A 25,811-nucleotide genomic window follows, 5' to 3' on the forward strand; every position below is an offset into this window, starting at 1 on the left:
GGCTGCGAAAGTAAGGATTTTTTCTATTTTTGATGACGATGAAAATGATATTGAGAAAAGCGCACAGGTATTTTTACGTGTTTTGTGTAGCCTTTTTCTATTTTATATTCTGGCCTTTTTTTTATTACTGTTCATTAAAGCCCGGGCGCTTTAAACGTATGAACCAATTTCGCAGGGTATGGGCTTTTCTCAGTTCGGCCTTTGCAGGCTTTTTTTATCGTTTTAAATTTGAAGAGCCTGTTGACTGGAGCAAAATCTATATTGTTTGCCCTAACCATACCTCAAATCTTGATATAACTGCCATGTGCATATTGGTGAACACCAACTGCAGCTTTATGGGCAAGCAGGAACTGGAAGATGAATTAGTAACCAGCTTGTTCTTCCGTTCGGTGGATATCCCGGTTAACCGGGATAGTAAAATGTCATCATTCCGGGCATTTAAAAAGGCAGCCGAAAAACTGCAGAGCGGTATCCCCATGATCATATTCCCCGAAGGTGGTATAGCCAATGATTATCCTCCCCGTCTGCAGGAATTTAAAAATGGCCCCTTTAGACTGGCCATCGAAATGAAAGTACCCATTCTCCCGGTAACGTCATCCAACATCTGGAAACTATTTTGGGATAACGGAACCAAACACGGCAGCAAACCGGGTATCAGTGAGTATTTTGTGCATAAACCAATTGATACGACAAACTTAACCCCCGATGATGCTGATGCGCTGCGCGACAAGGTTTATGGCATCATGAAACAGAAATTCGAAACACCCTGACAGTTGGCTATAGTTTAGCTTGTGCTTACGTGAGTATTTTTTCTAATTTTGGTCGCCATGAAATTGACATTAAAAAGGATACACACTTATTTTTACAGGTATAGTGTCGCATTCTTTTTTATACTTTGCTGGCCCATATTATACCCCCTTAGTAAAAAGCCGGCATTATATAAGTACATTAACAGGTTCAGGAAACTGATTATATATTTAAGCTCCAGTGTTTCGGGTATATTTTACCGTGCCCGGTATGAGCAGCCAATTGATTGGAGCAAAACTTATGTAATATGTCCAAATCACACCTCCAATCTTGATGTATCAGCCATAAGTACTAATCTGCATAATAACCATTGTTTTATAGGTAAGGAAGACCTGAAGGATAACTTTGTACTGGGCTTTTTTTTCAGAACGATTGACATTACGGTTAATCGTGAAAGCAAAATGTCGTCCTTCCGGGCATTTAAGGTAGCTGCCGAAAGGTTAAAGAGCGGAGTGAGTGTTGTTATATTTCCGGAGGCCACTATTCCCGAGGCGTATCCACCTATTTTGCATTCATTTAAAAACGGCCCTTTCAGGCTGGCCATTGAAATGAAAGTGCCTATAATTCCGGTAACATCGCTTGATACCTGGAAAGTGCTTTGGGATACCGGAAAGGAATTTGGCAGTAGACCCGGAATTTGTGATATATTTGTACATAAACCCATTGAAACGGCTCATTTAACTTTAAACGATGCCGATACATTGCGCGATGAGGTGCACGCTATTATTAAACAAAAACTGCAACAGGCATGACCATAGATAAAGATACAGTTGAAAAAGTTGCCCATTTGGCCCGTTTGGAGCTTAACGAAACGGAAAAAGAGGAAATGATCAAGGATATGAGCAAAATACTTGATTTTATGGCCAAGCTAAATGAATTAGATACATCAGGTATTGAACCGTTAGTTTACATGACCGACGACGTAAATGTTTTACGTGAAGATGTAGTTAAACAACAAATAACGCACGAGGAGGCATTGCAAAATGCCCCTAAACATGATGAAGACTATTTCCTGGTTGCTAAAGTGATTGAAAAGTAAGTTCGGAGAGTAATGAGTTATAAGTGTTGAGTTTGACTCTTAATAATGAATTAAAGAATTTTTCTGACTCAGAACTCACTACTCAACACTAAAAACTTTAAGTCCTGTAACAATTAGATACTTACCTTAGTCCAAACGAAAAATATATATGGAGCCATTAAATACAGCTAAACCATTAATAACTATTAAAGATATCGGGCGTAAGTACGTGATAGGTTCTGAAGTAATTCATGCACTTAAATCGGTTTCGCTAACCATCAATAAGGGCGAGTTTGTAGCACTAATGGGTCCATCGGGCTCGGGTAAATCAACCCTTATGAATATTTTGGGTTGTCTGGATACGCCAACCAAGGGCGAATATATATTGAACGGCATCAACGTAAGCCACATGAGCGATAACGAACTTGCCGAGGTGCGTAACTCCGAGATCGGTTTCGTGTTTCAAACATTTAACCTGTTGCCGCGTAATACCGCGCTTGATAATGTTGCCCTGCCCTTAATTTACGCGGGCATCAATAAAGAAAAACGTATGGAACGGGCAACCAATGCCCTTAAAAACGTGGGTCTGGGTAACCGTATTGATCATAAACCTAATGAACTATCAGGCGGACAAAGACAGCGTGTAGCCGTAGCCCGTGCACTCATCAATGATCCATCAATTATTTTGGCCGATGAGCCTACCGGTAACCTGGATACCAAAACATCCATTGAAATAATGGGGTTGATTGAGGATATTCACGCCAAAGGCAATACCATTATTTTAGTAACACACGAAGAAGATATAGCCAAGCACGCCCACCGCATAGTGCGTATGCGCGATGGCCTGATTGAGAATGATTACCTCAATACCGAAGTTCAAGTAGTAAGCAGACGCGTTGAAGAGGTGTAAGGAAATTCAAAGACAGATTCAAGGCTATTAGAGTCAGGAATCAAGATAAGAACAAATCACACCGCCGGTTCAAACAACTGCCGGTTCAAGCGTCCTTCGCTTGAACTTACACAGCGGTGAGCGTCCACGCTTACCAAATGGTATTAAAAAAGTAAGTGTGGACGCTTGAATAGGCATGAGATTCAGGAATCAAAACTAACTCCGTGAAACATTTACAAACAGGAAACTTTTAAGGCTAAAACTTATTAAACCTGATACCTGAAAAAATGAAACGCTGTATTCTTTTTATTCTTACGGTTATTGCATCAGGTCCGCTGTTTGCCCAAACTGCTAATATTACCGAACCAGAATCTATAAGCTCGCCTGTTCATAAAGCAAACATAGGCAAGGTTGTTTTTTTGGCCGATACTATTTCCTTAAACCAGCTTAAAGAAACCGACTTTTTAAACGGCTTCGAGGCCAAACCCCAAAATAACCTTTACATGAGGATATTAATGGGAAACTCCTTAAGTAATTACCAGCACCCATTAAACCCTGCATTAAGCATTGCAGACTTGAACAAAGGTAACTTTCAGTTTACTTTTTATGTGGACGGGAAGCAGGTATATCAGGAAAATTTGAATAAAGGAGCTAATTTGCCTGCCACTAAAAATATTAAAACTACCATAGGCGTTCCGCTGATCAGTAACCGGAATGAGGATTCCTGGGGACGATCGCTTTGGAACCGCTTTATGGGCAGGGGTGGGGAGAATGCATTAACAACAGGCGCGCATTTGTTAAAAATTGAAGCGCGGCCTTATATAGATATCCCTGTTTTAAAAGTTGGTGACCTGATAGCCCAGGGAGAACTTAAATTTATTATTCCACCGGTTGATGCCAAAGCGGTAGCATTGCAGGCCATAAAACCAAACAGCGGCTGGCCGGTTTCCAGCGATCCATTCGACAAAAAGAAGATCATGGAGATGAACGGGTTAATAGCCCAGAACAGGTTAAAGAATATTACCAGTGTTATAGTGATCAAGAATGGCAAACTGCTCATTGAAGAATACTTTAACGGCAACGGGCGCGATTCGCTGCATAACCCGCGTTCGGTAGGGAAAACCTTTGCATCGGCCATGATGGGTATTGCCATTCATGATGGGTATATTAAAAACGAGAACCAAACTTTAAAGGACTTTTATGATCTTAAAAAGTTCAATAATTACTCGCCGAAAAAAGAGACTGTCACGCTGAAAAGCCTGCTCACCATGAGCTCCATATTTGATGGTGATGATAATGACAGCAGTTCGCCGGGTAATGAAGAAAATATGTACCCTACTGATAACTGGGTAAAGTTTGCGCTTGATCTTCGGGTCGACAGCACTAAAACGGCTGGTAAGCAGTGGAACTATTTTACAGCCGGCGCCATGCTTTTGGGTGATATACTTGATAAGTCGGTGCCGAACGGATTGGAAAAGTATGCTGATGCAAAGCTGTTTAAACCTTTGGGTATCACAAAATATCAATGGCAATATACGCCACAGCATGTTGCAAACACTGCAGGTGGATTGCAAATGCGATCATTGGATTATGCCCGCTTTGGCCAATTATACAAAAACGGCGGCTCATGGAACGGCAAGCAGCTCATCCCCGAAAGCTGGGTTAAACAATCTTTTACCAAACACCTTACCTTGCCCAGGGATGTTGTAGGCGAGGGCTTTTACGGCTACCTGTTCTGGAATAAAACCTACACGGTAAATAATAAACCTTACGAAACCTATTATTGTTCGGGTAATGGTGGTAACAAGATCTTTGTTTTTACCGATCAGCCGTTGGTGATCATTGTTACAGCTACCGCTTACAACACCCCATACGCGCATTCGCAGGTTGATAAAATGATGGAGCAGTATATTTTACCGGCTGTGTTAAATCAATAATTAACAAACTTTTCATTCTGAGGATAAAATCCGGGGACTCTGAAGGGAAGAATGACATGGTTATCCACGCCCCATCGGGGCATCGTGTTTATAGTAGTTATTGAAGTAAATTTACCAGCTCCATAGGAGCTTCCTATAAGGTTATTGACACTTGAGCAGGAAGCTCCCATGGAGCTAATATTTTGATATTGTTACACTATAAACACGATACCCCGATGGGGTGTCCTGTTTATTGGAACAAACACGTCATGAGTAGCATAGCGAAGAACTATCTCTTGAGCATAGCGAAAAATTTAATCGCCGAATAGGTCCTTCGTTCCTCAGGATGAGAAGGTGATGAAAGATATTGCCACGCTACGCAATGACATCATATTAGAGTAAACCATCATATTAGGGCAAACCACTACTTTATCTCCTGCCGCTTCAACTTACCCGCGTCAACCCACCACCAAAACCATTTACCACCCGATGCCTGGCTTTGGTTAAAGCCGGCTACATCAAAACTGCCGTTTCCGGTGGCAGATCCATGTATTTCATAAACTTTAATAGCCTGGTGGTTTTTATCCCATACTAATGGTTTGCCGGGCTCGCATACTTCAGGGTTTTTTGTGCTGTCGGTTATTAAAAAGTAGGCTCTGCTGTTGCCCATAACTGTGGCATGGCCAGTTTCGTCAACACAAACGGCGGTATGCTCATCGGCCGCAATGCCACGGGCAAATATGTTCCAGTCTTTAATAATACGGCTTAAAAATGCTACATGGCGGCCCTGCCTGTCGCGGGTTATATAATGCTGGTCGGTAATAACGTGTTTAAGGAAAGGGGCATGTAAAAAATCATTATTATAAACCTTAACCAAACTGTTGTAAGGATTGGTCAGGGCTTGTTCGCTGGTAACACTGGCATCTTCGCCGCTGTAATAAAAGCCGCTCATGATGGCGCAACCGGCGCTTGTGCCGCCAATCGGGGCATGTTTAACGTTAAGGAGGTAGTTAATAGCGTCCATAGTTTTGGTGCCCCGCCAAAATTTCATGTAGTTTGATTGGTCGCCGCCGGCAATAAAAAGCAATTCGGCATTACGGATAATGTAGGCTACCGTATCGTTATCAGCCAGTTCCCTCGAATCAATTTTGAGCGTTTCTACGGAGTTTACCTTGCCCAACTGGTTAATATAGGCATTGTAACCATCTTTGCCCGATGCACGGATGATCACCACATCGCCTCCGCCGCTTCGATCTATCAGCCATCTAAAGGCTGTATCAACATCCCTGCCGCCACCAATCAACGCCATACCGGCCTTAACCGGGGTGTTAACATTGGCCGTATCACCAATAATACCTATAGAAGCCGGTCGACTGGGGATACGCTTGTCTTTTTTTACAGTATCGGGCGCATAGTATGCCCACGAGGTAAGGCTAAAACCTAACAAGAGGGTTATTAAAAGAAAATAGCGCATGTATAAATATACGCTTAATACTTATAAGGTTCCATTTTACCGCATGAGCAGGCGCAGTTGGCATCGGTAATACCCAATTTCTTTAAAAAGAACTGGTAAAAGCCAATACGGTCATTCATGCTGTACATGTTATCGCCTTTATTACATTCCACCTCGCCGTTTATAATATTTATGGTCATGCCGAAGCCTGGTGTGCGGCCTTTGGTGTTATCAACAGTGTTGGGTTGCCATTTACCGGTCATTACATCATGTGCCGATGGTTTGTGCGTTTCGGGGGTCATCCAAAAATATATGGCAGCTTTAAAGGCTACAACTGGGTCGGTTTCAACCAGGTCGGGGTTATTCAGGAGTATTTTAGGATCGCCGAAGATACAGTTGGAGGCCAGGCCATAGTTCCCGTTATAGCTTAACTGCATAGGGCCGCGGCCGTAATATTTTTTACCGGCAACGGGAGGGTATTCGTCGCTTTCGGCAATATAGCTCAGGGAAGTATTACTTTCATGTATGAGCATCAGGCCATCGGTATACGTAGCATTTACGCCATGACGGGTTTCGTGGGCTATATGCGCAAAAAAAGCGGCTAATTCCTTTTTATTAAGGGTAGGATCAAACTGGGTGCAAAAGTTGCCATAATCAACCGTAAAAGTACTATCTGGTTTCTTTTTGGCCCATTCTTCGTTCCAGTCAACGTCCTGACGTACCGTTGCCGATTTGCCCGTTTTTTTATCAGTGCGGATATACTGGTAAACCGACAGGCCGCGCCTGGTTACCTTAATTTTTACCTGGCCCAATTCATCAGCTGCTTTTATAAAAGCGGCATAAGTATAAAATTTATCGCGTTGCGGAAAAAGATCATTAAATTGTTGCTCGCTTAACAGGCTTGATATAGAAACGACCTTTGGTGGTGCAGCTACTTCTTTAGCCGCTTGTTTTGAACTGTTGCTGTTGCCGCAGCTAATGGCCGAAATTGCAAGCGCCGAAAAAAGTACAATGATTAACTTAGATGATAATATGATGGATTTCATGATTTTATTAATAACAAGTTTCACAATATTATAAATGCAAGTTTAAGCTAACATTTTAAAATTACACTTCATTAGCAAAAATTATACTAAAAGAGGCCGTAAATCAAAATTTAACCTGATAGATTTGGAACATACCGAACATTGGAACAAATGAAACGTTGAAATGTGATTTTAATTGACTGATAATCAATACTGCTATGTTTAAGTCATCAAATTGTTCGGGTTTATTATTAAATTAAGCATGAAAATATATACTAAAACAGGAGATAAGGGGTTTACATCATTAATAGGAGGTACCCGTGTTGCCAAACATCATTTACGCATTGAAAGCTATGGTACTGTTGATGAGCTTAATTCCTATATTGGCCTGATCCGTGATCAGGACATTGCCGGGCACGATAAGGAAATATTGAAGCAGATACAGGACAGGTTGTTTACTATTGGCTCCTCATTGGCATCTGATCCGGAAAGATCAAAAATGGTGATACCAGACCTGCACATGGCCGATGTGGAACTGCTGGAGCAGGAAATGGATGCGATGAATGAAAAATTGCCTGAATTACGTCATTTTATTTTGCCGGGCGGAAATAATACCATTTCGTTTTGCCATATTGCAAGATGTATTTGCCGCAGAGCCGAAAGAATAACCGTTCACCTTGCAGAAGAAAGCACGGTTGACGAAAAAGTGAATATTTATCTGAACAGGTTGAGCGATTACCTGTTCACTTTAGCACGTAAAATTGGAAACGAGCATAAAATACCTGAAAATCAATGGATACCACGTATTTGAAAATGTGAAAAAAAATATTGATATTCCAATTGAAAATATTATACTTTTGCGAAAAAGTTAATTTACTGAAAATAATATAAATAGAGAAACATGTATTGGACACTTGAACTGGCATCTCACCTTGAAGATGCGCCCTGGCCCGCAACAAAAGATGAATTAATTGACTATGCTATTCGTTCAGGAGCCCCTGTTGAGGTTATAGAAAACCTGCAGGCACTGGAAGACGATGGTGAACCTTATGAAAATATTGAGGAAATATGGCCGGATTACCCGACTAAAGACGATTTCTTTTTTAACGAAGACGAATATTAGCAACATTTAAAAACCCTTTTTACGAAGGGTTTTTTTATTGGCATTGCATTTTGGAATGATTTTAGTATTAAGCTTAAAACATTTATCACTTAAATTATATCAAAATGAGAGGCTTATTGTACATTATCGCGGTGATCCTGGTTATAGGATGGTTATTTGGAGCGTTTATTCACCCTTTTGGTGGCGGCTTAATTCACATACTATTAGTTATAGCTATTATAGCTGTACTTTTAGGAGTAATCCGAAGAGCCTAACTGATCTTGACTATTTAAACTTAAACACACTAAATTATGAGAGGTTTATTGTACATTATCGCGGTTATCCTGGTAATAGGATGGATCTTTGGCTTTTTCTTTAATCATGCCGGAAGTCTTATTCACGTTTTATTAGTCATAGCTATTATAGCTATACTTTTAGGTGTTATCCGAAGGGCATAATACCCCTGATCCAGGAATTGGAAATTTAAAGCCATTGGTCTTAGACCGATGGCTTTTTGCTTAAAAGCAGTTCGGCAATGGCTATATCTTCGGGAAAAGTTATCTTGATGTTTTGATGGTCGCCCTCGGTAAGCTGTATTTCAACACCGTATTGTTCAACCACACTGGCATCATCCGTAAACTTTTCGCTGTATGGCTGCTCATAAGCTTTCCTGAGCATATTGGCCCTAAAGGTTTGGGGGGTTTGTATCAGGTAGATCTCATCCCTTAACAAACTTACTGATCTGCCGTTCGTCAGCTGCCTTATCGAATCGCGGCTTTTAACGGCTGTAACGGCATTTCCATATTTTTCGGCATGTCGGTATGAAGTTTCGATGATATGCCTGCTGGTGAGCGGACGCACCGCATCATGAACAGCGATCAGGACATCATCATTAATTATTTGATCAAGCCCGTTTTTTACCGAGTGAAAGCGAGTTTCGCCGCCAGCTACCAAAAGGTGAGGGGTGGTAAATTGATGCACATTGCAAAGCTGCTGCCAGTAAGCATGATAGCCGGTTGGCAATACCAATATAATATCGGGCGTTACACATGATTGCTCAAAAGCCCGGATGGTATGCATTAAAACCGGCAGACCATTAAGCAGCAAAAACTGTTTGGGAACAGTTGTCTGCATCCTGGTGCCTGAGCCGCCCGCTACTATAATGGCGTAGTATTTCACGAGTTATAAGTTTTGGGTTTTGAGTGATGAGTCATAGTTTGATTCGATTTAACAGGTCATGCCGAACTTGTTTCGGCATCCCACGGACAAAGTTCTATATAAACTGGTTAACCGTCCTGAGAGATCCTGAACCAAGTTCAGGATGACAAATATTTTATTCAAATACCAAATCTAAAGCAAAAAAAATGAGATACAAGAAAAGTCTCATATCTCAAATCTAATATCTCATATCCAAATTATATGATCAGCATGGCATCGCCATAACTGTAAAAACGGTATTTTTCTTTTACTGCAACTTCGTAAGCATTCATTACATTTTCGTAACCCCCAAAGGCGCATACCATCATCAACAGCGTTGATTCTGGTGTGTGGAAATTGGTGATCATGGTGTTAGCGATGCTAAAATCATACGGAGGGAAAATGAATTTGCTGGTCCAGTCGTTAGCTGCTTTAAGCGTTTTACCTGCTGATACAGCCGATTCAATGGCACGCATAGAAGTGGTACCAACAGCGCAAATACGTTTTTTACGTTCAATGCCCCTGTTTACAATATCAGCTTGTTTTTGCTCAATGATAAATTGCTCAGAATCCATTTTATGCTTGGTCAGGTCTTCAACCTCAACCGGGCGGAAAGTTCCTAAACCAACGTGCAGCGTAACTTCGGCAAACTCAACACCCTTAAGTTCAAGGCGTTTCATTAGTTCGCGGCTAAAGTGTAAGCCGGCAGTAGGTGCGGCAACCGCGCCTTCGTGCTTGGCAAAAATAGTTTGGTAACGTTCTTTGTCTTCGGCAGTAGCCTTGCGTTTAATGTATTTAGGCAGTGGTGTTTCGCCCAGGATCTCCACATTTCTGCGGAACTCTTCTTCGGTACCATCAAACAAAAAACGTATGGTACGACCGCGTGAGGTAGTGTTATCAACCACTTCGGCAATTAAAAGGTCGTCATCGCCAAAGTATAATTTGTTACCTACACGTATTTTACGGGCCGGATCAACCAGTACATCCCATAAACGAAGTTCTTTATTTAACTCGCGCAATAAAAACACCTCGATGGTGGCGCCTGTTTTCTCTTTATTTCCATATAAACGCGCTGGGAATACTTTGGTATTGTTCAGGATCATAACATCTTGATCGTCAAAATAATCCAGCACATCTTTAAATATTTTATGCTCAATTTTGCCTGAGTCCTTATGTAAAACCATTAAGCGTGCTTCGTCGCGGCTTGCTGATGGATTGTGTGCTACTAATGACTCTGGTAAATTGAATTTGAATTGAGATAATTTCATGCTTGTATATATGAATTTTCAGGGCGCAAATGTATTGATTTTTTTTGTTATTTTCACGGATTTTTTTATGCAATGATTCATTTATGGTATTGTTAAGTTAAATCAAAAAATAATGTAACTTAACACCTGTAATATCGTCTAAAAAATATAATATTCAATACCGGTTCAATTTAATAAATGATCATTGTTGCTATAGGCTGTAAATCTGTGCAATAGAATGATTAACCATTGAGATCAAAATAAGTTGTATGCTATTTTTAAAACTTTTCAGAGAAAGCTTTCTGTTTGCTTATGATGCATTAAGGCAAAACAAATTGCGAACCATGCTTTCATTGCTTGGGGTAACTATTGGCATATTCACTATCATAGCTGTTTTTTCGGCTGTTGATACACTCCGAAACAACTTACAGAACAGCGTAAATAAACTGGGAAATAACAGCGTATATATTGAAAAATGGCCCTGGGTGGGTAGCAACGATTTTCCGTGGTGGAAATACCTGCAAAGGCCAGTATCAAAGCTGAGGGACTTTAATGAGCTTACGCGCCGCAGCCAAACGGCCGAAGCGCTTTCGTACGAAATATCAATTGATAACCGCACTATTAAATATAAAAGCAACACGGTTGATGGGGCACAGATAGATGCATCATCAAAAGATCATGATAAAACCTGGAACTTTGATTTTGCAAGCGGCAGATACTTTACCGAAATGGAATCAAAAACAGGAGCGCCTGTAACTAATATAGGTTATGATATTGCAGAAAACCTGTTTCCGGGTGGTGATGCCATTGGTAAGCAGATTAAAGTAATGGGTCGTTATGTTACTGTAGTTGGTGTTTTTTCAAAACAAGGTAAGGATATGCTGGGCATATCAACCGATAAGGAAGTTTTATTACCGCTTAACTTTGCCCATAACCTGATTGATGTGCAAAATGAAAAATACAGGCCATCAATAATTGTAAGGGGAAAAGCGGGTATCCCGGTTGATGATGTGGAAAGTGAATTGCAGGGATTGATGCGCTCCATCAGGAGTTTAAGACCCGGACAGGAAGATAATTTTTCGCTGAACAGAACCACTATGCTTACCAATGCGCTGGATAGCTTGTTTGGTGTAATTAATATTGCCGGTGCCATTATTGGCGGTTTCTCTATCCTGGTAGGTGGGTTTGGTATTGCCAACATCATGTTTGTATCGGTAAAGGAACGTACCAATATTATAGGTATCCAAAAATCATTGGGCGCTAAAAACTATTTTATATTGTTACAATTTTTAATTGAATCTATTGTGCTTTGTTTATTGGGCGGGTTAATAGGCCTTTTGCTGGTTTACTTTTTAACCTTTGGTGTTAAAGCTGTTTTTGATGTGCAGGTAGTACTTGATTTAAAAAATATTATACTCGGTATTGGTACTTCTCTTACAATAGGTGTAATTTCGGGCATTATTCCGGCGTATTTTGCTTCACGGCTTGATCCGGTTGAGGCTATACGTACAAATTAATGTCTATATGAAAATCATCAACAATGTAGTTCTTTTTAGCCTGATCATTGCCGTAACCGCATGTAAACAAGCTGCGAAACCGGCACAAGACGCAGAAACAAAAACCGATAGCGGTAAGACCATTGTAGCCCGCGTGGTGGATACCGCCAACACTGCCGATGTGTTTAATACTTATATAAATTTAAAGAACGAGTTTTTAAAATCGAACGTTACGGGTATTAAAAGTACGGCTGCTTTGTTAGAGAATAAGCTGGCCGGCATTAAAGGTTGTACCGAAACCGCCACCCTCGCGCATCAAATAACAATATCAAATGATATTGACGCTCAGCGCAATACCTTTTTAATATTGAGTAAGGATATCATCGGCCTTGTAAAAGGTGCCAAATTTAAAGCCGCCACTATTTATGTTGATTACTGCCCCATGGCCGATAATGGTAAGGGCGGTTATTGGTTATCAGTAAATAAAGCTATTAAAAATCCCTACTTTCCTGAACATATGAAGGAGTGCGGTCAGGTTAAAGAACAGATAAACTGATAGGGCCATACCTCTTGTCTGCACTTGCAGTTTGCTATGTTTATCACTAATATTTTTTTATAATAAATGATGCCCGGTACTTAACAAAACTGGGTTAATTTAATAGATTTGCACGTAAATTTTTACAAACAGTAAATGATCTTAGCGGTTATTACTACGCAGATTTAATTACATTTGTTGCAGATACAAATATGTCTATGTCGGAAACAGCACAACTAAAAATTGGTGATAAAACATTTGACCTCCCGGTAATAGAGGGCACAGAAGGTGAAAAGGCTATTGATATTTCAAAACTCCGGGACCTGAGCGGTTATGTAACGCTGGATGTAGGTTATAAAAATACAGGAGCTACAAAAAGCGCTATTACTTTTTTAGATGGCGAAAAAGGAATACTGAAGTATCGCGGTTATCCGATTGAGCAACTGGCCGAAAACTCGAGCTTTATTGAGGTTGCTTACCTGCTGATCTACGGCGAATTGCCAACTACCGATCAGTTGACTTCGTTTCAGTATGAGTTAAGCCGCCATACGCTGGTACATGAGGATATGAAGAAGTTTTTTGATGGCTTTCCGTCAAAATCGCATCCTATGGGTCAGTTATCATCATTGGTATCGGCCTTATCTGCATTTTACCCCGAATCATTAAAACCCAACCAAACTACCGACGAGCTTAACCTGAGCATTATTAAAATGCTGGCAAAAATGGCTACCGTGGTATCATGGATCTATAAAAAATCATTGGGCCATCCGGTTATCTATCCAAAAAATAAATACGATTACGTTACCAACTTTATGCATATGACTTTTGGTCAGCGTACCGAAGATATCGTGATCGACCCGGTTGTGGTGAGCGCCATGAACAAGCTGCTGATATTACATGCAGACCATGAGCAAAACTGCTCTACTTCAACCGTGCGTATCGTTGGCTCGTCCGAATCAAATATCTATGCTTCGGTATCAGCTGGTATTTCGGCATTGTGGGGCCCGCTGCACGGCGGTGCAAACCAGGCAGTGATTGAAATGCTGGAGAAGATTAAGAACGACGGCGGCGATACCGACAAATGGATAGCCAAGGCAAAAGATAAAAACGACCCTTTCCGCTTAATGGGATTTGGCCACCGTGTATATAAAAACTTTGACCCAAGGGCCAAGATCATTAAAAAAGCCTGCGACGATATATTAGAGAAGTTAGGCATTAATGATGAAGTACTGGAGATAGCCAAAAAGTTGGAAGAAGTGGCTTTAAAAGATCCTTACTTTGTAGAGCGCAAGCTGTACCCTAACGTTGATTTTTACTCAGGTATTATTTACCGCGCTTTGGGTTTCCCAACTGATATGTTCACTGTACTGTTTGCCCTGGGCCGTTTACCGGGCTGGATAGCACAGTGGAAAGAAATGAAAGAGAATAAAGAACCTATAGGCCGTCCACGCCAGATATATACCGGCGCTACCGATAAGGAATACGTTGATATAAAAAACAGATAGTTGTTTTAAGTCCATAGTCTTTGGTCAATAGTCCATAGTCAGAAAATAAAAAAAATAGCGGTGAAAAATCACCGCTATTTTTTTTATCCTTTAACTTACTTCATTATTCAAAATTCAACATTCGGTGTTCGTTATTTAAGCTTTCGCCTTTATCGTTTATATTTGAGCCTGCAGCACGTACATGACCATAGAGGAAATATTAAAACAGTATTGGAAGCACGATAGCTTTCGGCCCATGCAGGCCGAGATCATTAAGTCTGTTTTATTGGGTCATGATACGCTGGCGCTGCTGCCTACCGGTGGCGGCAAATCTGTATGTTTCCAGGTACCCGCTTTGGCTAAAGAGGGGTTATGCGTGGTGATATCGCCGCTTATTGCCCTGATGAAGGATCAGGTTGAAAATTTAAAGGCAAAGGGTATCAACGCGGTAGCCATCGTATCGGGTATGGGATTGCGGGAGATTGACCTGGCGCTTGATAACTGTATCTATGGCTCAGTCAAATTTTTATACCTGTCGCCCGAGCGTTTACTGTCTGAGCTGGTGCGCGAGCGTATCAAATACATGAAGGTAAACCTGATAGCTGTTGACGAGGCGCACTGTATATCGCAATGGGGATATGATTTCAGGCCGCCATACCTGCATATTGCGGATCTGCGCGAACTACACCCTGAGGTGCCTGTGCTGGCTCTTACGGCCACAGCCACAGCCGAGGTTAAAGAGGATATTCAGCAAAAATTACTGTTTAAGGACCAGGTTATCTATCAGCAGAGTTTTGAGCGACGTAACATCAGTTATGTGGTGCAGGATGCCGAAAACAAGTTCCGCAAGATGCTGGATATTGCCCATGGTGTTAAAGGTAGCGGTATTGTGTATGTACGCAGCCGTAAGGATGCTGCCGAAATTGCAAAATATTATAATGATAACGGGATCAAGGCCGATTATTACCACGCGGGCCTGTCAATGGATCAACGGTCAGAGAAGCAGGAAAGCTGGAAAAATAACCGCACCCGGATCATGGTGGCCACTAATGCCTTTGGAATGGGGATTGATAAGCCCGATGTGCGGTTTGTGATACATAAGGAAATGCCCGAAAGCCTGGAAGCTTATTACCAGGAGGGGGGCAGGGGAGGCCGCGATGAGCAAAAGGCATACGCCATTTTATTGTATACCCATGCCGACAGGCTTAAACAGGAAAAAATGTTTTTGCTCAATTTTCCGTCGGTTGATGAGATAAAGCATGTTTACCATTGTTTAGCCAATTACTACCAGTTGGCCTATGGCGCCGGAGACGGCCTGAGCTTTAACCTTGACCTGGGCGATTTTTGCAGCCGCTTTAAGCTGGATGCCATAAAAACACTAAATGCCCTTAAGTTTTTGGAAAAGGACGAATACCTGTCGTTCAACGAGAGTGTGTTTTTGCCATCGCGTTTTAGGTTTGAGGTAGTAAACGAAGTGTTGTATAACTTCCAGATACAAAATGCAGGCTGGGATCCTTTTATTAAAACATTGTTGCGCTCGTATGGTGGCTCGTTCGAGAATTATGTACGCTTAAAGGAGTATGACCTGGCCAAACGCACTCATCTGAACGTTCAGCAGGTGATTGATGGCCTGATGCAGTTACAAGGTTTTGGCCTGATCAGTTATCTGCAGCAAACTGATCAGCCTCAGGTTACCTACCTGAAATCGCGCCAGCAAGCCGACCGGCTGTTTATAAACAAGCGTTACATGGAAGAGCGTAAGGAAACTTACCGCAAAAAAATGGAAGCGGTTTTTGCCTATGCCATCCACAAAAAATGCCGCAGCCAAATGTTGCTCGCTTATTTTGATGAACCTAATGCCCGTAAATGCGGCGTTTGCGATGTTTGTATAGAAGAAAAACGCCAAAAAAACGCCGACGAGATATTTGATAATATTACCCACGAGATAGTTCAGCTGCTCAGTATATCAACCCCCGATATCGGCACATTAATAAACACTATCAACATTGGCGCCGAAAAAGAAAAGATGGAAACTATCCGCCTGTTGCTTGATGCCGGCAAAATTAAAACCGACGGTGAGAAGTATTACCTGGCCTGATTAGGGTTCGGGGAGTGTGTTTCGGGGGGCGAGGTTCGGGTTGCCTGGTTCCTGTTATCAGGTTCGTGTTGTAAGTTTTATTTCACCGTACCGTTCGAACCCATCTCCACGCAACCCGAACCTCGAGCCCCGCAACACAAAAAAGCCCCCAAATTCACCGACAACATTCCCTCACTTACCGACAAAAACCCTGCGTACAACTATTACAGGGCACTTTGCTGTAACGTTTTTTAATTGAGATCGTCATATCTGTGTATTTAAAATAACAACAATTAATCAACTGACAATCAAAATATTAATATCATGAAAACTTTAGCAATCACCATTTTTACTGTAGCATCTATAGTATTTGGAATCGGAAATCAAACACAAGCCGCTGTTAATAATAATAACAATAAAGGCATCGTTTTAACTGACATTACCAGGATCAACAAAATTGAAATTTATGGAAATGTTAAACTATACGTATCAAACGGCCCGGCCGATCAGGTAAAGGTTTACAACCAATACTATTCTGAAAGCGCGCTGGTTCAATCACAAAACGGTGTGTTACGTATTTCATCATACAAGGCCGAAAAATTGGAAGTTTGGGTAACAGCAAAAGAGCTTAATGCTATAACTGCTTATGATAACGCTGAAATAAGCTCATTCGGTAACCTTTCAACCATTCAGCTTGATGTGAAATTGTACAACAATGCTTCTGCCAATTTAAAACTGGATGCTTACAGCGCCCGTGTTACCATGAACGATAAAACCCGTGCTAACCTAAGCGGTACTGTTAACGAATACAGCATAAACCGCAGCGTAGCATCAAGTGTAAACAGAACAGACTTAGTTGCCGATCACTCAACCGAAGTATTAAACGGAGTAAAAGCTAAAATTTCTGAATATGCATTTTTATAACCGTAGTAATCCATCATATATGCAAAGCCACCTGGAAGCCGGGTGGCTTTTTTGTTGTGAAGTAATGTTGCCGCATATTATTGGATACAAATTCTATCCCTATATTAGAATCGAAAATAAATAATGATGAATGCCCGGCAGTTTTTAAATGCAATAGATCTTAATAGTAAACCACGTGTTTATTTAATGTGTGGCATAGCGGGAGCGGGAAAAACAACGTTGGCTAATAAGCTGGTTGAGAAAGGTTTTATAAGACTTTCGATTGATGAATGCATTTGGGCGCAATTCGGAAAGTATGGTATTGATTACCAGCCTGCTCAATATCCGGAATTACAAAAAGAAGCTGAGCATCAATTAGAGCAGGAGCTAATAACTTATTTAAAGCAGCAACAATCTTTGGTAATTGATTACAGTTTCTGGAAACATTCAAATCGTGAAAAATATAAAGCGCTTATTGAAAGCTATGGTGTGGAGTGTATAATTCTTTTTTTAAAGGTTGATTATAAAACCCTCAAAAGCAGGCTAAAAAACAGAAGCTCAAGGTTTGATGCCAATGCTGCATTTCCTATCACTGAAGAAATATTGGATCAATACTATACCGGATTTCAAGAACCGGTTAATGAAGGTGAGATTATAATTTTACCTGATTGAACCTTACCTCTTCAAGCGTCATTGCGAGGGACGAAGCAATCTCTATGCTATACAGGGCGAATAGTGCATGTCGTAGAGCGCTCAATTGCCGCTAAGGCTGTTACTTTGTCTTGATACAAAGTAACCAAAAATCAAGTCAGCAGAGAGGCTTCTTTGCCGCACAAGCCTCTGCCCTCAAATCAATCAGAACCACAGGCTGCAATATTTTTGCCCCACTTCGTTCGCTCAATCCCCTCACTTCAGCAAAAATTTGCTATGCCCCTGCAATCACACAAGCCATCATGTTCTGCCTGATTTCGCCCGAAGCTTATCTGCTAACGGGGAAGAAAACTATTCAGTTAAAAACTTTTTCATTTCGCCAGGTAGGGGAAAGTTTTTCATTTGCCGCCTGATCAGTATTATTTCGCCAACATGGAATGATAAGTGATTTGTGATCTCCTGAATAGTCTTTAATTTTACCTGTATATCAGGCATGTCGGTGGATAAAGAAGCAATGATCTCTTTAATGCTTTTAATTTGATCTTTAAAAGTTAAAACTGCATTATCAACTATTCTTTGTTCTTCAGGATGGGCAATATCCCACGTTTCCGTTTCATTAATGTGCGACAGATCAATTTTTCCATTGAGCATATTCAATTGATCTTGCTGCCAAATAATTAAATGATTTAAAATTTGCCATACTGTTTTGGGTGTGTTTAAAATGGTCTGATTAACCTGATCCAATTTTAAATCGTCAAACACTTTAAACGTATCAAAAGAATCAAAAAAGATATCTTCAAAATCTAATTTATTCATCGTGATAATTAATTAAGCTTAGGTAAGTTACAAATTACTTGCCCGTGCCACCCATTTCTTTTTAAAATCAGACGGGTTTTCGCCCACAATTTTGTTGAACAGCTTGTTAAAATAGCTCAGGCTTTCAAACCCCACGGCATAACAGGTCTCTGTAATATTTTTATCCTGCATCAGCAGGTTTTTGGCGCGCTCAATACGGTATTGGTTCACAAATTCGGTAAAGGTGATGTTGGTTTGCCTTTTAAAGTACCTGCAAAAAGCCGGAGTTGTTAAGTTTACTTTTCCGGCTACTATATTAACATCGGGTTTTTGGGCATAGTGTGCATCAATATATTCATAAATAGCACCCATTCTTATCTTATCCTTCAAAATAAAGTCCTTGCTGGTTTCGTCCTTATTCAAAATGGTGTATTCATTGGAACCTGCTAACAACTGAAAAATATGGATAAGCTCCAGTAGCTGGTCAAAAGAGTTAAGATTATTTAACTGCTTTAATTTTTGCGCTACCAAAGCCCTGGTATCTCCGTGAAAGGCAATGCCATAAGCGGCGCTTTTAAATAAGGTATGGATAAGGGAAAGCTCCGGGGCCAGGTTTATGGCAGCCCCTAAAAAATCTGTACGCAGCTGTATTACTATCTGGTGGTAGTCGCTTCTTAACCTGTAATCAAAATTTAGGTGGGGGAGGTTACTGCCAATAAATACCAGGTCGCTATGGGTATAGCCCGAAATATGGGTGCCTACATGGCGGATACCAGCATCGGCTTCCACATATACCAGTTCATATTCAGGATGGTAATGCCACAGGAAAGTGTTCCGTAACCGGGGCGAAAACAGTTTAAATGATTTGCCCGGTTCAAAATCAACCCGCTCCAGTTGTATCTTATTCATCTGTATTGTAAATATAATCACTATTAACTTAATAAATAAGTCAATGTAGAGCAAATATTGGTCATTGTGATGGATAAGGCAGTTTCTGTTTCCCTGTACTTTTGAATTATTAAACCAATACAGATCATGGAAGCAGAAGTTAAAACAATGGCCGGTATGGCCCCGGGCATGAGCCCAAACGAGGCACATAAAGATATTCCCGGAAATCCATCGGCTGCAAAATCAAGCCAGGTTAAGCTTAACGATCGCAGTAATGGCGAACCCTTGCGCGTTTTGAGCGAAGAGGACTGGGCCTTTTGGATCACCAATGGCTATGTGATTGTAAAAAACGCAGTGCCTAAAGAAATGGCACAAAAGACTGCCGATTACCTATGGCAATATGAGGATAAAAACCCCAACGATATAGAAAGCTGGTACAAAAAGCCCAATGCCCAAATGCAAATGAAGGAGCTGAACAATACAGGCATGGTCGAAATTTATAATCACCAGTATTTGTGGGATAACCGGCAATATCCAAAAGTACATCAGGCATTCGCCGATATTTGGGGTACTGAAAAGTTGTGGGCCAACATCGACCGTGCAAACCTTAACTTCCCTTTGCGGCCCGGCTTTGAATACAAGGGTTTTATACACTGGGACTATGATCCTGAAACTAAACCGCAAAACGTGCAGGGCGTATTGGCACTGGCCGATCAGACTGACGAAAACATGGGCGGTTTTCAATGTATACCCGAACTTTACCGTACCTACGATACCTGGAAGCTTACCCAACCCGCCGACCGTGACCATTATAAACCTGATACAACAGGATTCGAAATTGTAAAAGTAAAACTGGAGGCAGGCGACTTACTGATATTTAATAGTACGCAACCGCATGGTATCCGCCCAAACACAAGCGGCAACAAGGTGCGTATTGCCCAATATATATCCATGATGCCTGCTCAGGAGGATAATGAAGAACTGAGAAACTGGCGCATTAACAGCTGGCAAAGCAGGGAAGCCATGCAGGGTTACGCCTTCCCGGGTGACCCGCTGGAAAGGGAAAAGAAAAACCAGGTAGCAGAGTTGTCGCCATTGGGCAGGAAGTTGCTGGGTTTGGATAAGTGGTAGTGGTCTCACCCTAACCAATAGCCTATGAAAAGACAGCATCTATACTAATTCAAAAGGTGTAGCCCCTAACGGGGCAAAAAACCTTTTGGCTTTATTTCTACAAATATGTAGTCCCTACGGGACATAGAGCAACAATTTAAGCTGCAAATGTGGCTGTATTTCATGTCCCGTAGGGACTACATATTTGTAGAAAATAATTGTAAAAATTTGGTGTGCCCCGTAGTGGGCTACCCTTCTGTCATATGATGGGCTATTACTCTCCAAAGGAGAGGGGCTTTAAAATAAAAATAAGCCTGTCAGTCAGCTTGTCGAAGACTCGTGCGCAGAGGCCCTATACACCATGCTTCGACAAGCTCAGCATGACACCCCTTTTTTGGTCAAATCCCATTTCAACCCAACACCTTCATTCTCTCTAAAACCATCCCCGTCCGTTCTTCCACGGTTGTATCACCTTTAATCTCCAAAACGGGACAACTTAGTTGGTTTAACCAGGTTTCGTGAACCTGCAGGGTGCGGCCGTTGGTGGTATTATCATCATAGCCCGATGCCCATTGCCTGAAGGTCCGGTACATTTCAGCTCGTTCAGGATCATTAAAAATTTGGTCGCCGTAGCGTTGCAGTTCACGGTTTTGCAGTCGCTGCATCCTGATGTGGTGCGGCACATATAAAAATACCACCAGGTCAAACATCTCCAGCCATACCTGCCCCCAGCTCACCATCGACCCACTCAGTATCCAATGATCATGACCGGTAGTGTCACGCGTTAACATTTCATTCCTTAATTCGGGATTACGCCTAACGGTAAATGGAGTAGCAGATTTTTCCCAGAAATATTCATCGCTATCAAATAAAGGATATCCAAGTTGTTTGGCTAATGCAGTGCCTAAAGTGGTTGAGCCGGCGCAGGAGGCACCCATGATATGGATCTTCATATAATATTAAAGTAGATTAAAAGCAAGTCAAAGTTATAGAAGAAACCTGTTTTGAACTTAAAAATCATCAGTCTTTCTAAAAATACAAAAAAATATCTGCGCCTTTCACCGATGCAAACACCCCGTTCGCCGATAAAATAGTGCCGTACATCTAATTTACCCAAAATGGCTGTAACGTTTTAAAAATGGGGGCGTCATATCTGTGTATTTAAAAAATAGGGAATACAATTAATTGACAATCAAAATATTAATAAACATGAAAACAAAATTATTTACCATCATCACTATGTTAGTTTTAGTAGGTGGAATAGCAAGCTCAACTTATGCATCAACAAATAACAATAACAATGCAGCAACAGTTTTAACTGACGTTAGCAAGATCAGCAAGATCGAGATCCGCGGCAATGTGGAACTGTATGTGTCTGCCGGCACAGCCGACCAGGTGAAAGTTTACAACCGTTACTATGCCGAAAGCGCATTGGTTCAAAGTCAAAACGGCGTATTGCGCATTTCATCATACAAAGCCGAAAAATTAGTGGTTTGGGTAACAGCTAATGATCTGCGTGCTATAAGCGCATATGATAACGCCCAGGTAAAATCATTCGGCAAACTTTCTGCCATTGATCTGGAAGTTAACCTGCATAACACCGCGACTGCTAATTTAAATTTAGATACCTATAACGCTAATGTTAACGTAAATGATCGTGCTAAAATTGATTTAACAGGTTCTACAACTTTGTATAACTTAAACCACACAGTTGCAACAAGTGTAAACAATAACAACTTTACTGCCACTACCTATACTGATACACTTAACAATGGTACAGCTCCAAAAAAAGTGATCACTAACGAGTTAGCCGGCCTTTAATTTCTTCAACTTTTGCAAAAGTTCATCATATATTCTAAGAGCTATCATACATTGTGGTAGCTTTTTTTATTTTTGATGTAAATCAAACTAACAAACACTATCTCAAATAAAAAATACTATGAAAAAAGCCAGTTTAGCCATAGCGGTAGTAATCGCATGTGCATCGCTAAGTATACTCTCATCATGCAATTTTGCCTGCGTACATGGATCAGGAAAATTAGCAACAGAACAACGTAAAGCAAATGATTTTAAAAAGATTGACATATCGGGCGCGTTTAAAATTCACTTAAAACAGGACAGTTCCTTATCAATTAGTATAACCGGCGATGATAACCTGCTCAAATATGTTTCTACATCAGTTGAAGGCGACAGACTGTTTATAAAATCGAAAAAAAACATGTGCGATGTGGATAGCGTTGTAATAAATATAGGGGTACATAACCTGAGTGAAATTAAATCGTCAGGAGCGGTAGAAGTTTCGTCGACAGGTAAAATAGTTACCGGCGATCTGAATATTCATCTGTCTGGTGCCACCAGGGTTAACCTTGATTTAAACGCAGCCAATGTGGTTACAAAAGGCAGTGGGGTAAGCGAATTGAATTTAAAAGGGCAGGCGGCATCGCACAGGATTGAATCAAGCGGTGTAGCCAAAGTAAATGCTTTTGATTTTGTTGTTGGCGATTATACGGTTAATACATCGGGCGTAAGCAACTGCAAAATCAATGTTTTAAAAACCTTAAATGTACGTTCACATGGTGCAGCCGAAATTCAATACAAAGGCTCGCCCTCAACCGTGAACAGTGATAAAGCGGGTGCATCAAAAATTCAAAAAGTTGATTAACCTGCCCTCCTTATTATGAAAAAGTTTTTAAAGTATACAGCCTATACTGTTATAGTTGTGGTTTTAATTGTATTAGCCGGCATATCATATATCACGCTGGCTTTGCCTAATGTAGGTAAAGCCGAAGATATTAAAGTAGAGGCTACCCCGCAGCGCATTGAGCGCGGTAAATACCTGGCCAATAATATAACCTTATGTATGGATTGCCACTCCACCCGCGACTGGAGCAAGTTTGCCGGCCCCATGAAAGCTGGCTCATTAGGGGCGGGAGGCGAAAAATTTGATGCTAACGTAGGTTTCCCCGGTGATGTGGATGTACCTAATATTACGCCCTATCATTTAAAAAACTGGACAGATGGCGAACTCTTCAGAGCTATTACCGCTGGGGTTAAAAAAGATGGTTCGGCTATATTTCCGTTAATGCCCTGGGAGTCCTATTCAAAAATGAGCCGTGAAGATGTTTACTCGGTCATAGCTTATTTACGTACGGTTAAACCCATTGAATCGAATTATCCTGAGCGTAAGCTTGATTTTCCGTTAAACATCCTGGTGCATACCATGCCGCAAAAAGCAACTCTTGGGACCGTGCCCGACGAAAAAGATACCCTAAAATATGGTGAATACCTGGTAACTATTGCAGCTTGCAAAGATTGCCATAGCCAGGTTAATCAGGGTAAAATAATTGCGGGTTTGGAATATGCTGGTGGTCGTGATTTTAAAGTGCCGGGTGCAGGAGTTGTACGGTCGGCCAATATAACCGCCGATAAGGCAACAGGTTTAGGTAACTGGACTAAAGAACAATTTGTATCAGAATTTAAACGGTATGCTGATAGCACTAAAAAGCCGGTTGATGTTGGCCCTGGTCAATATCAGTCTATAATGCCCTGGTACAGATATGGTGAAATGAAGACCGGTGACCTGGAAGCCATTTACGCTTATATTAAAACAATAAAGCCTGTAAAAAATCAGGTTGTTAAATTTACTCCTGCCGAAACACGTGATTAAATTCAAAATAAATTCATACTTTTGCGCCTCGAAATTTGTATAGCCTAAATTAACTTTATGGCTACTTTTCAAAGGATTAAATTAAATTACCCGGTAAAAAGATGAATATTACACAGGAAAAAGTAGACGCCCTGAATGCAGTTGTTAAGATCAACATTGACCCTGAAGATTACCAGCCACGTGTTGACAAAGCCATAAAAGAAAACGCTAAAAAAGCTAAACTGCCAGGTTTTCGTCCCGGAATGGTGCCGGCATCGCATATAAAAAGAATGTACGGTAAAAGTATTTTGGTTGATGAGATCAATAACTTGTTATCAGATACTTTAAATAAATACATCGACGAGCAAAAGCTGGAAGTATTGGGTCAGCCTTTACCAAAAATTGACGACGAAAAACAATACAACTGGGATTTTAACGACAATTTTGAATTCAACTATGAGCTGGGTTTAGCGCCTGAGTTCAGCATTGATTTTTCATCAAAAGATGAAGTAACCCAGTATGTGATCAAGGTTGACGAAGAAACCCTTGCTTCACGTATCAAAAATATTCGCCGTAGCTATGGCAAAATGACAAATCCTGACGTATCGGCAGATGATGACGTACTTTACGCAGAATTAGTTCAACTTTCTCCTGATGGTTCTGTTTTTGAGGATGGCATTACCAATACCGCATCGGTTAGGTTAGATCAGATCAAGGATGAAGCCATCAAAACTTCATTGATCGGTTTAAAAAAAGGTGATGTATTAACGCTTGATATTCAAAAAGCTTTTGATAACGACGCGGCTAAGGTTGCAGGCTTATTAAAAATTGAAGAAGATGAAGCAGCTGATTTAAAATCAAACTTTCAGTTAACTGTTAAAAACGTTAACCGTTTAGAAGAAAGTGATTTAAACCAGGAGTTCTTTGACAAATTATTTGGTGAAGGTACAGTAACTACCGAAGCAGAATTCACAGCTAAAATTACCGAAGAGCTGGAAGCCATGATGGTTCAGGATGCAGACCGCAAATTGCAGGATGACATTTATAAACTAAGCATTGCCAAAGTTGAATTTAATTTACCTGATGAGTTTTTAAAACGCTGGTTAAAAGCCACTAACGAAAAACTTACCGAAGAAGAGCTGGAAGGCGGCTATAATGATTTTGCTCAAAACCTTAAATGGACTTTGATCGAAAACAAAATTATCCGTGAAAACAGCATCGAAATTAAATACGAGGAAGTTTTTGAATTAGCTAAGGTTCGTTTAGATCAGCAATTCAGGATGTATAGCCCACAGCCTATTCCTGATGAGCAATTAGGTCAATACACCGTACAATACCTGCAAAATAAAGAGAATGCTAACAAGATATTTGAAGAAGTAAAAGCATTAAGGGTGTTTGATTTTATTAAAGGTGTAATAACCCTTGATAAAAAAGATATCCTGTTTACTGATTTTAATAAATTGGTTTCGGAAAATAGCCCCCTCTAAATCTCCCCCAATAGGGGAGACTTTGAGAAGTACTACATAATTTTACCAAAAGCAACTCACAAGGTTGCTTTTGTTGTATAAAAGC

Annotated in this window: 27 protein-coding genes; 20 read left to right on the plus strand and 7 right to left on the minus strand. The window is 40.9% G+C overall.

Features of this window, described 5'->3' with window-relative positions:
• The first annotated feature begins 158 nt into the window (after window positions 1-158).
• The 5 genes from M2273_RS10140 to M2273_RS10160 all read left to right on the plus strand — a co-directional run bounded on the left by M2273_RS10140 (window position 159) and on the right by M2273_RS10160 (window position 4,651).
• Window positions 159-770 carry a lysophospholipid acyltransferase family protein gene (locus M2273_RS10140; protein ID WP_429396234.1) on the plus strand — a complete coding sequence of 204 codons (612 nt, stop codon included), beginning with the start codon at window positions 159-161 and terminating at the stop codon, window positions 768-770.
• Window positions 771-827: 57 nt separating this feature from the next.
• Window positions 828-1,559 carry a lysophospholipid acyltransferase family protein gene (locus M2273_RS10145; RefSeq protein WP_429396236.1) on the plus strand — a complete coding sequence of 244 codons (732 nt, stop codon included), beginning with the start codon at window positions 828-830 and terminating at the stop codon, window positions 1,557-1,559.
• The gene (gene gatC, locus M2273_RS10150; protein ID WP_429396238.1) at window positions 1,556-1,846 is read left to right on the plus strand and encodes an Asp-tRNA(Asn)/Glu-tRNA(Gln) amidotransferase subunit GatC; all 291 of its coding nucleotides are present in this window, start codon (window positions 1,556-1,558) and stop codon (window positions 1,844-1,846) included. The genes M2273_RS10145 and gatC overlap by 4 nt, the downstream gene beginning before the upstream one ends.
• A 148-nt stretch (window positions 1,847-1,994) precedes the next feature.
• Window positions 1,995-2,735 (plus strand): ABC transporter ATP-binding protein, encoded by a 741-nt coding sequence (locus M2273_RS10155; protein WP_429396241.1) that lies wholly within the window; start codon window positions 1,995-1,997, stop codon window positions 2,733-2,735.
• Between the two features lie 266 nt (window positions 2,736-3,001).
• The gene (locus M2273_RS10160; protein ID WP_429396243.1) at window positions 3,002-4,651 is read left to right on the plus strand and encodes a serine hydrolase domain-containing protein; all 1,650 of its coding nucleotides are present in this window, start codon (window positions 3,002-3,004) and stop codon (window positions 4,649-4,651) included.
• A gap of 403 nt (window positions 4,652-5,054) precedes the next feature.
• Here M2273_RS10160 and M2273_RS10165 read toward each other — a convergent pair whose 3' ends face one another.
• Both M2273_RS10165 and M2273_RS10170 read right to left on the minus strand, forming a co-directional pair.
• Window positions 5,055-6,104 carry a cyanophycinase gene (locus M2273_RS10165; protein WP_429396246.1) on the minus strand — a complete coding sequence of 350 codons (1,050 nt, stop codon included), beginning with the start codon at window positions 6,102-6,104 and terminating at the stop codon, window positions 5,055-5,057.
• A gap of 14 nt (window positions 6,105-6,118) precedes the next feature.
• A complete protein-coding gene (locus M2273_RS10170) occupies window positions 6,119-7,129 on the minus strand; it encodes a chitinase (RefSeq protein ID WP_429396249.1) in 1,011 nt (336 codons plus the stop codon).
• 241 nt (window positions 7,130-7,370) lie between these two features.
• Between M2273_RS10170 and M2273_RS10175 the strand changes: the two genes are divergently transcribed.
• From M2273_RS10175 to M2273_RS10190, 4 genes are all read left to right on the plus strand, one after another.
• A complete protein-coding gene (locus M2273_RS10175; protein WP_429396251.1) occupies window positions 7,371-7,919 on the plus strand; it encodes a cob(I)yrinic acid a,c-diamide adenosyltransferase in 549 nt (182 codons plus the stop codon).
• Window positions 7,920-8,009: 90 nt separating this feature from the next.
• Window positions 8,010-8,231, plus strand: a complete 222-nt coding sequence (locus tag M2273_RS10180) for a DUF2795 domain-containing protein (protein ID WP_002996718.1) — start codon at window positions 8,010-8,012, stop codon at window positions 8,229-8,231.
• A 104-nt stretch (window positions 8,232-8,335) separates the two neighbouring features.
• Entirely contained in the window at window positions 8,336-8,485 is a 150-nt protein-coding gene (locus M2273_RS10185) for a lmo0937 family membrane protein (protein WP_110585189.1), read from the plus strand.
• Between the two features lie 36 nt (window positions 8,486-8,521).
• Complete coding sequence (locus tag M2273_RS10190; protein WP_429396254.1) at window positions 8,522-8,668, plus strand: lmo0937 family membrane protein; 147 nt, start codon at window positions 8,522-8,524, stop codon at window positions 8,666-8,668.
• Between the two features lie 40 nt (window positions 8,669-8,708).
• On the opposite strand, the gene M2273_RS10195 is transcribed toward M2273_RS10190, so the two are convergent.
• Window positions 8,709-9,389: a 2-C-methyl-D-erythritol 4-phosphate cytidylyltransferase gene (locus M2273_RS10195; protein ID WP_429396257.1), complete on the minus strand. Its 681-nt coding sequence runs from the start codon at window positions 9,387-9,389 to the stop codon at window positions 8,709-8,711.
• Window positions 9,390-9,625: 236 nt separating this feature from the next.
• A complete protein-coding gene (gene queA / locus M2273_RS10200) occupies window positions 9,626-10,675 on the minus strand; it encodes a tRNA preQ1(34) S-adenosylmethionine ribosyltransferase-isomerase QueA (RefSeq protein WP_429396260.1) in 1,050 nt (349 codons plus the stop codon).
• A 248-nt stretch (window positions 10,676-10,923) separates the two neighbouring features.
• Here queA and M2273_RS10205 point away from each other — a divergent pair, with 248 nt between their 5' ends.
• The 6 genes from M2273_RS10205 to M2273_RS10230 all read left to right on the plus strand — a co-directional run bounded on the left by M2273_RS10205 (window position 10,924) and on the right by M2273_RS10230 (window position 17,821).
• Window positions 10,924-12,171 carry an ABC transporter permease gene (locus M2273_RS10205; RefSeq protein ID WP_429396263.1) on the plus strand — a complete coding sequence of 416 codons (1,248 nt, stop codon included), beginning with the start codon at window positions 10,924-10,926 and terminating at the stop codon, window positions 12,169-12,171.
• A 7-nt stretch (window positions 12,172-12,178) separates the two neighbouring features.
• Window positions 12,179-12,706, plus strand: coding sequence for a DUF3347 domain-containing protein (locus tag M2273_RS10210; protein ID WP_429396265.1), 528 nt, complete (start codon window positions 12,179-12,181; stop codon window positions 12,704-12,706).
• 197 nt (window positions 12,707-12,903) lie between these two features.
• Window positions 12,904-14,190: a citrate synthase gene (locus M2273_RS10215; RefSeq protein ID WP_429396267.1), complete on the plus strand. Its 1,287-nt coding sequence runs from the start codon at window positions 12,904-12,906 to the stop codon at window positions 14,188-14,190.
• A gap of 181 nt (window positions 14,191-14,371) precedes the next feature.
• Window positions 14,372-16,267, plus strand: coding sequence for a RecQ family ATP-dependent DNA helicase (locus M2273_RS10220; RefSeq protein ID WP_429396270.1), 1,896 nt, complete (start codon window positions 14,372-14,374; stop codon window positions 16,265-16,267).
• Window positions 16,268-16,570: 303 nt separating this feature from the next.
• Complete coding sequence (locus M2273_RS10225) at window positions 16,571-17,170, plus strand: GIN domain-containing protein (RefSeq protein WP_429396272.1); 600 nt, start codon at window positions 16,571-16,573, stop codon at window positions 17,168-17,170.
• A 123-nt stretch (window positions 17,171-17,293) separates the two neighbouring features.
• Window positions 17,294-17,821: an AAA family ATPase gene (locus tag M2273_RS10230; RefSeq protein ID WP_429396275.1), complete on the plus strand. Its 528-nt coding sequence runs from the start codon at window positions 17,294-17,296 to the stop codon at window positions 17,819-17,821.
• A gap of 330 nt (window positions 17,822-18,151) precedes the next feature.
• Here M2273_RS10230 and M2273_RS10235 read toward each other — a convergent pair whose 3' ends face one another.
• Window positions 18,152-18,616 (minus strand): hypothetical protein, encoded by a 465-nt coding sequence (locus tag M2273_RS10235; protein WP_429396277.1) that lies wholly within the window; start codon window positions 18,614-18,616, stop codon window positions 18,152-18,154.
• A 27-nt stretch (window positions 18,617-18,643) separates the two neighbouring features.
• The gene (locus tag M2273_RS10240) at window positions 18,644-19,504 is read right to left on the minus strand and encodes a helix-turn-helix domain-containing protein (protein WP_429396279.1); all 861 of its coding nucleotides are present in this window, start codon (window positions 19,502-19,504) and stop codon (window positions 18,644-18,646) included.
• Between the two features lie 126 nt (window positions 19,505-19,630).
• Between M2273_RS10240 and M2273_RS10245 the strand changes: the two genes are divergently transcribed.
• Window positions 19,631-20,614 carry a phytanoyl-CoA dioxygenase family protein gene (locus tag M2273_RS10245; protein WP_429396281.1) on the plus strand — a complete coding sequence of 328 codons (984 nt, stop codon included), beginning with the start codon at window positions 19,631-19,633 and terminating at the stop codon, window positions 20,612-20,614.
• A gap of 389 nt (window positions 20,615-21,003) precedes the next feature.
• On the opposite strand, the gene M2273_RS10250 is transcribed toward M2273_RS10245, so the two are convergent.
• The gene (locus tag M2273_RS10250; protein WP_429396284.1) at window positions 21,004-21,546 is read right to left on the minus strand and encodes an adenylate kinase; all 543 of its coding nucleotides are present in this window, start codon (window positions 21,544-21,546) and stop codon (window positions 21,004-21,006) included.
• 256 nt (window positions 21,547-21,802) lie between these two features.
• On the opposite strand from M2273_RS10250, the gene M2273_RS10255 reads away from it, so the two are divergent.
• From M2273_RS10255 to tig, 4 genes are all read left to right on the plus strand, one after another.
• On the plus strand, window positions 21,803-22,414 hold the full coding sequence (locus M2273_RS10255; protein WP_429396286.1) for a GIN domain-containing protein: 612 nt from the start codon (window positions 21,803-21,805) through the stop codon (window positions 22,412-22,414).
• 118 nt (window positions 22,415-22,532) lie between these two features.
• The gene (locus M2273_RS10260; protein ID WP_429396289.1) at window positions 22,533-23,255 is read left to right on the plus strand and encodes a head GIN domain-containing protein; all 723 of its coding nucleotides are present in this window, start codon (window positions 22,533-22,535) and stop codon (window positions 23,253-23,255) included.
• Between the two features lie 15 nt (window positions 23,256-23,270).
• Complete coding sequence (locus tag M2273_RS10265; protein ID WP_429396292.1) at window positions 23,271-24,260, plus strand: c-type cytochrome; 990 nt, start codon at window positions 23,271-23,273, stop codon at window positions 24,258-24,260.
• Between the two features lie 101 nt (window positions 24,261-24,361).
• Window positions 24,362-25,726, plus strand: a complete 1,365-nt coding sequence (gene tig / locus M2273_RS10270; protein WP_429396295.1) for a trigger factor — start codon at window positions 24,362-24,364, stop codon at window positions 25,724-25,726.
• The last annotated feature ends 85 nt before the right edge of the window (window positions 25,727-25,811 follow it).

It is taken from the genome of Mucilaginibacter lappiensis (assembly GCF_050433765.1).
GTDB lineage: Bacteria > Bacteroidota > Bacteroidia > Sphingobacteriales > Sphingobacteriaceae > Mucilaginibacter > Mucilaginibacter lappiensis_A.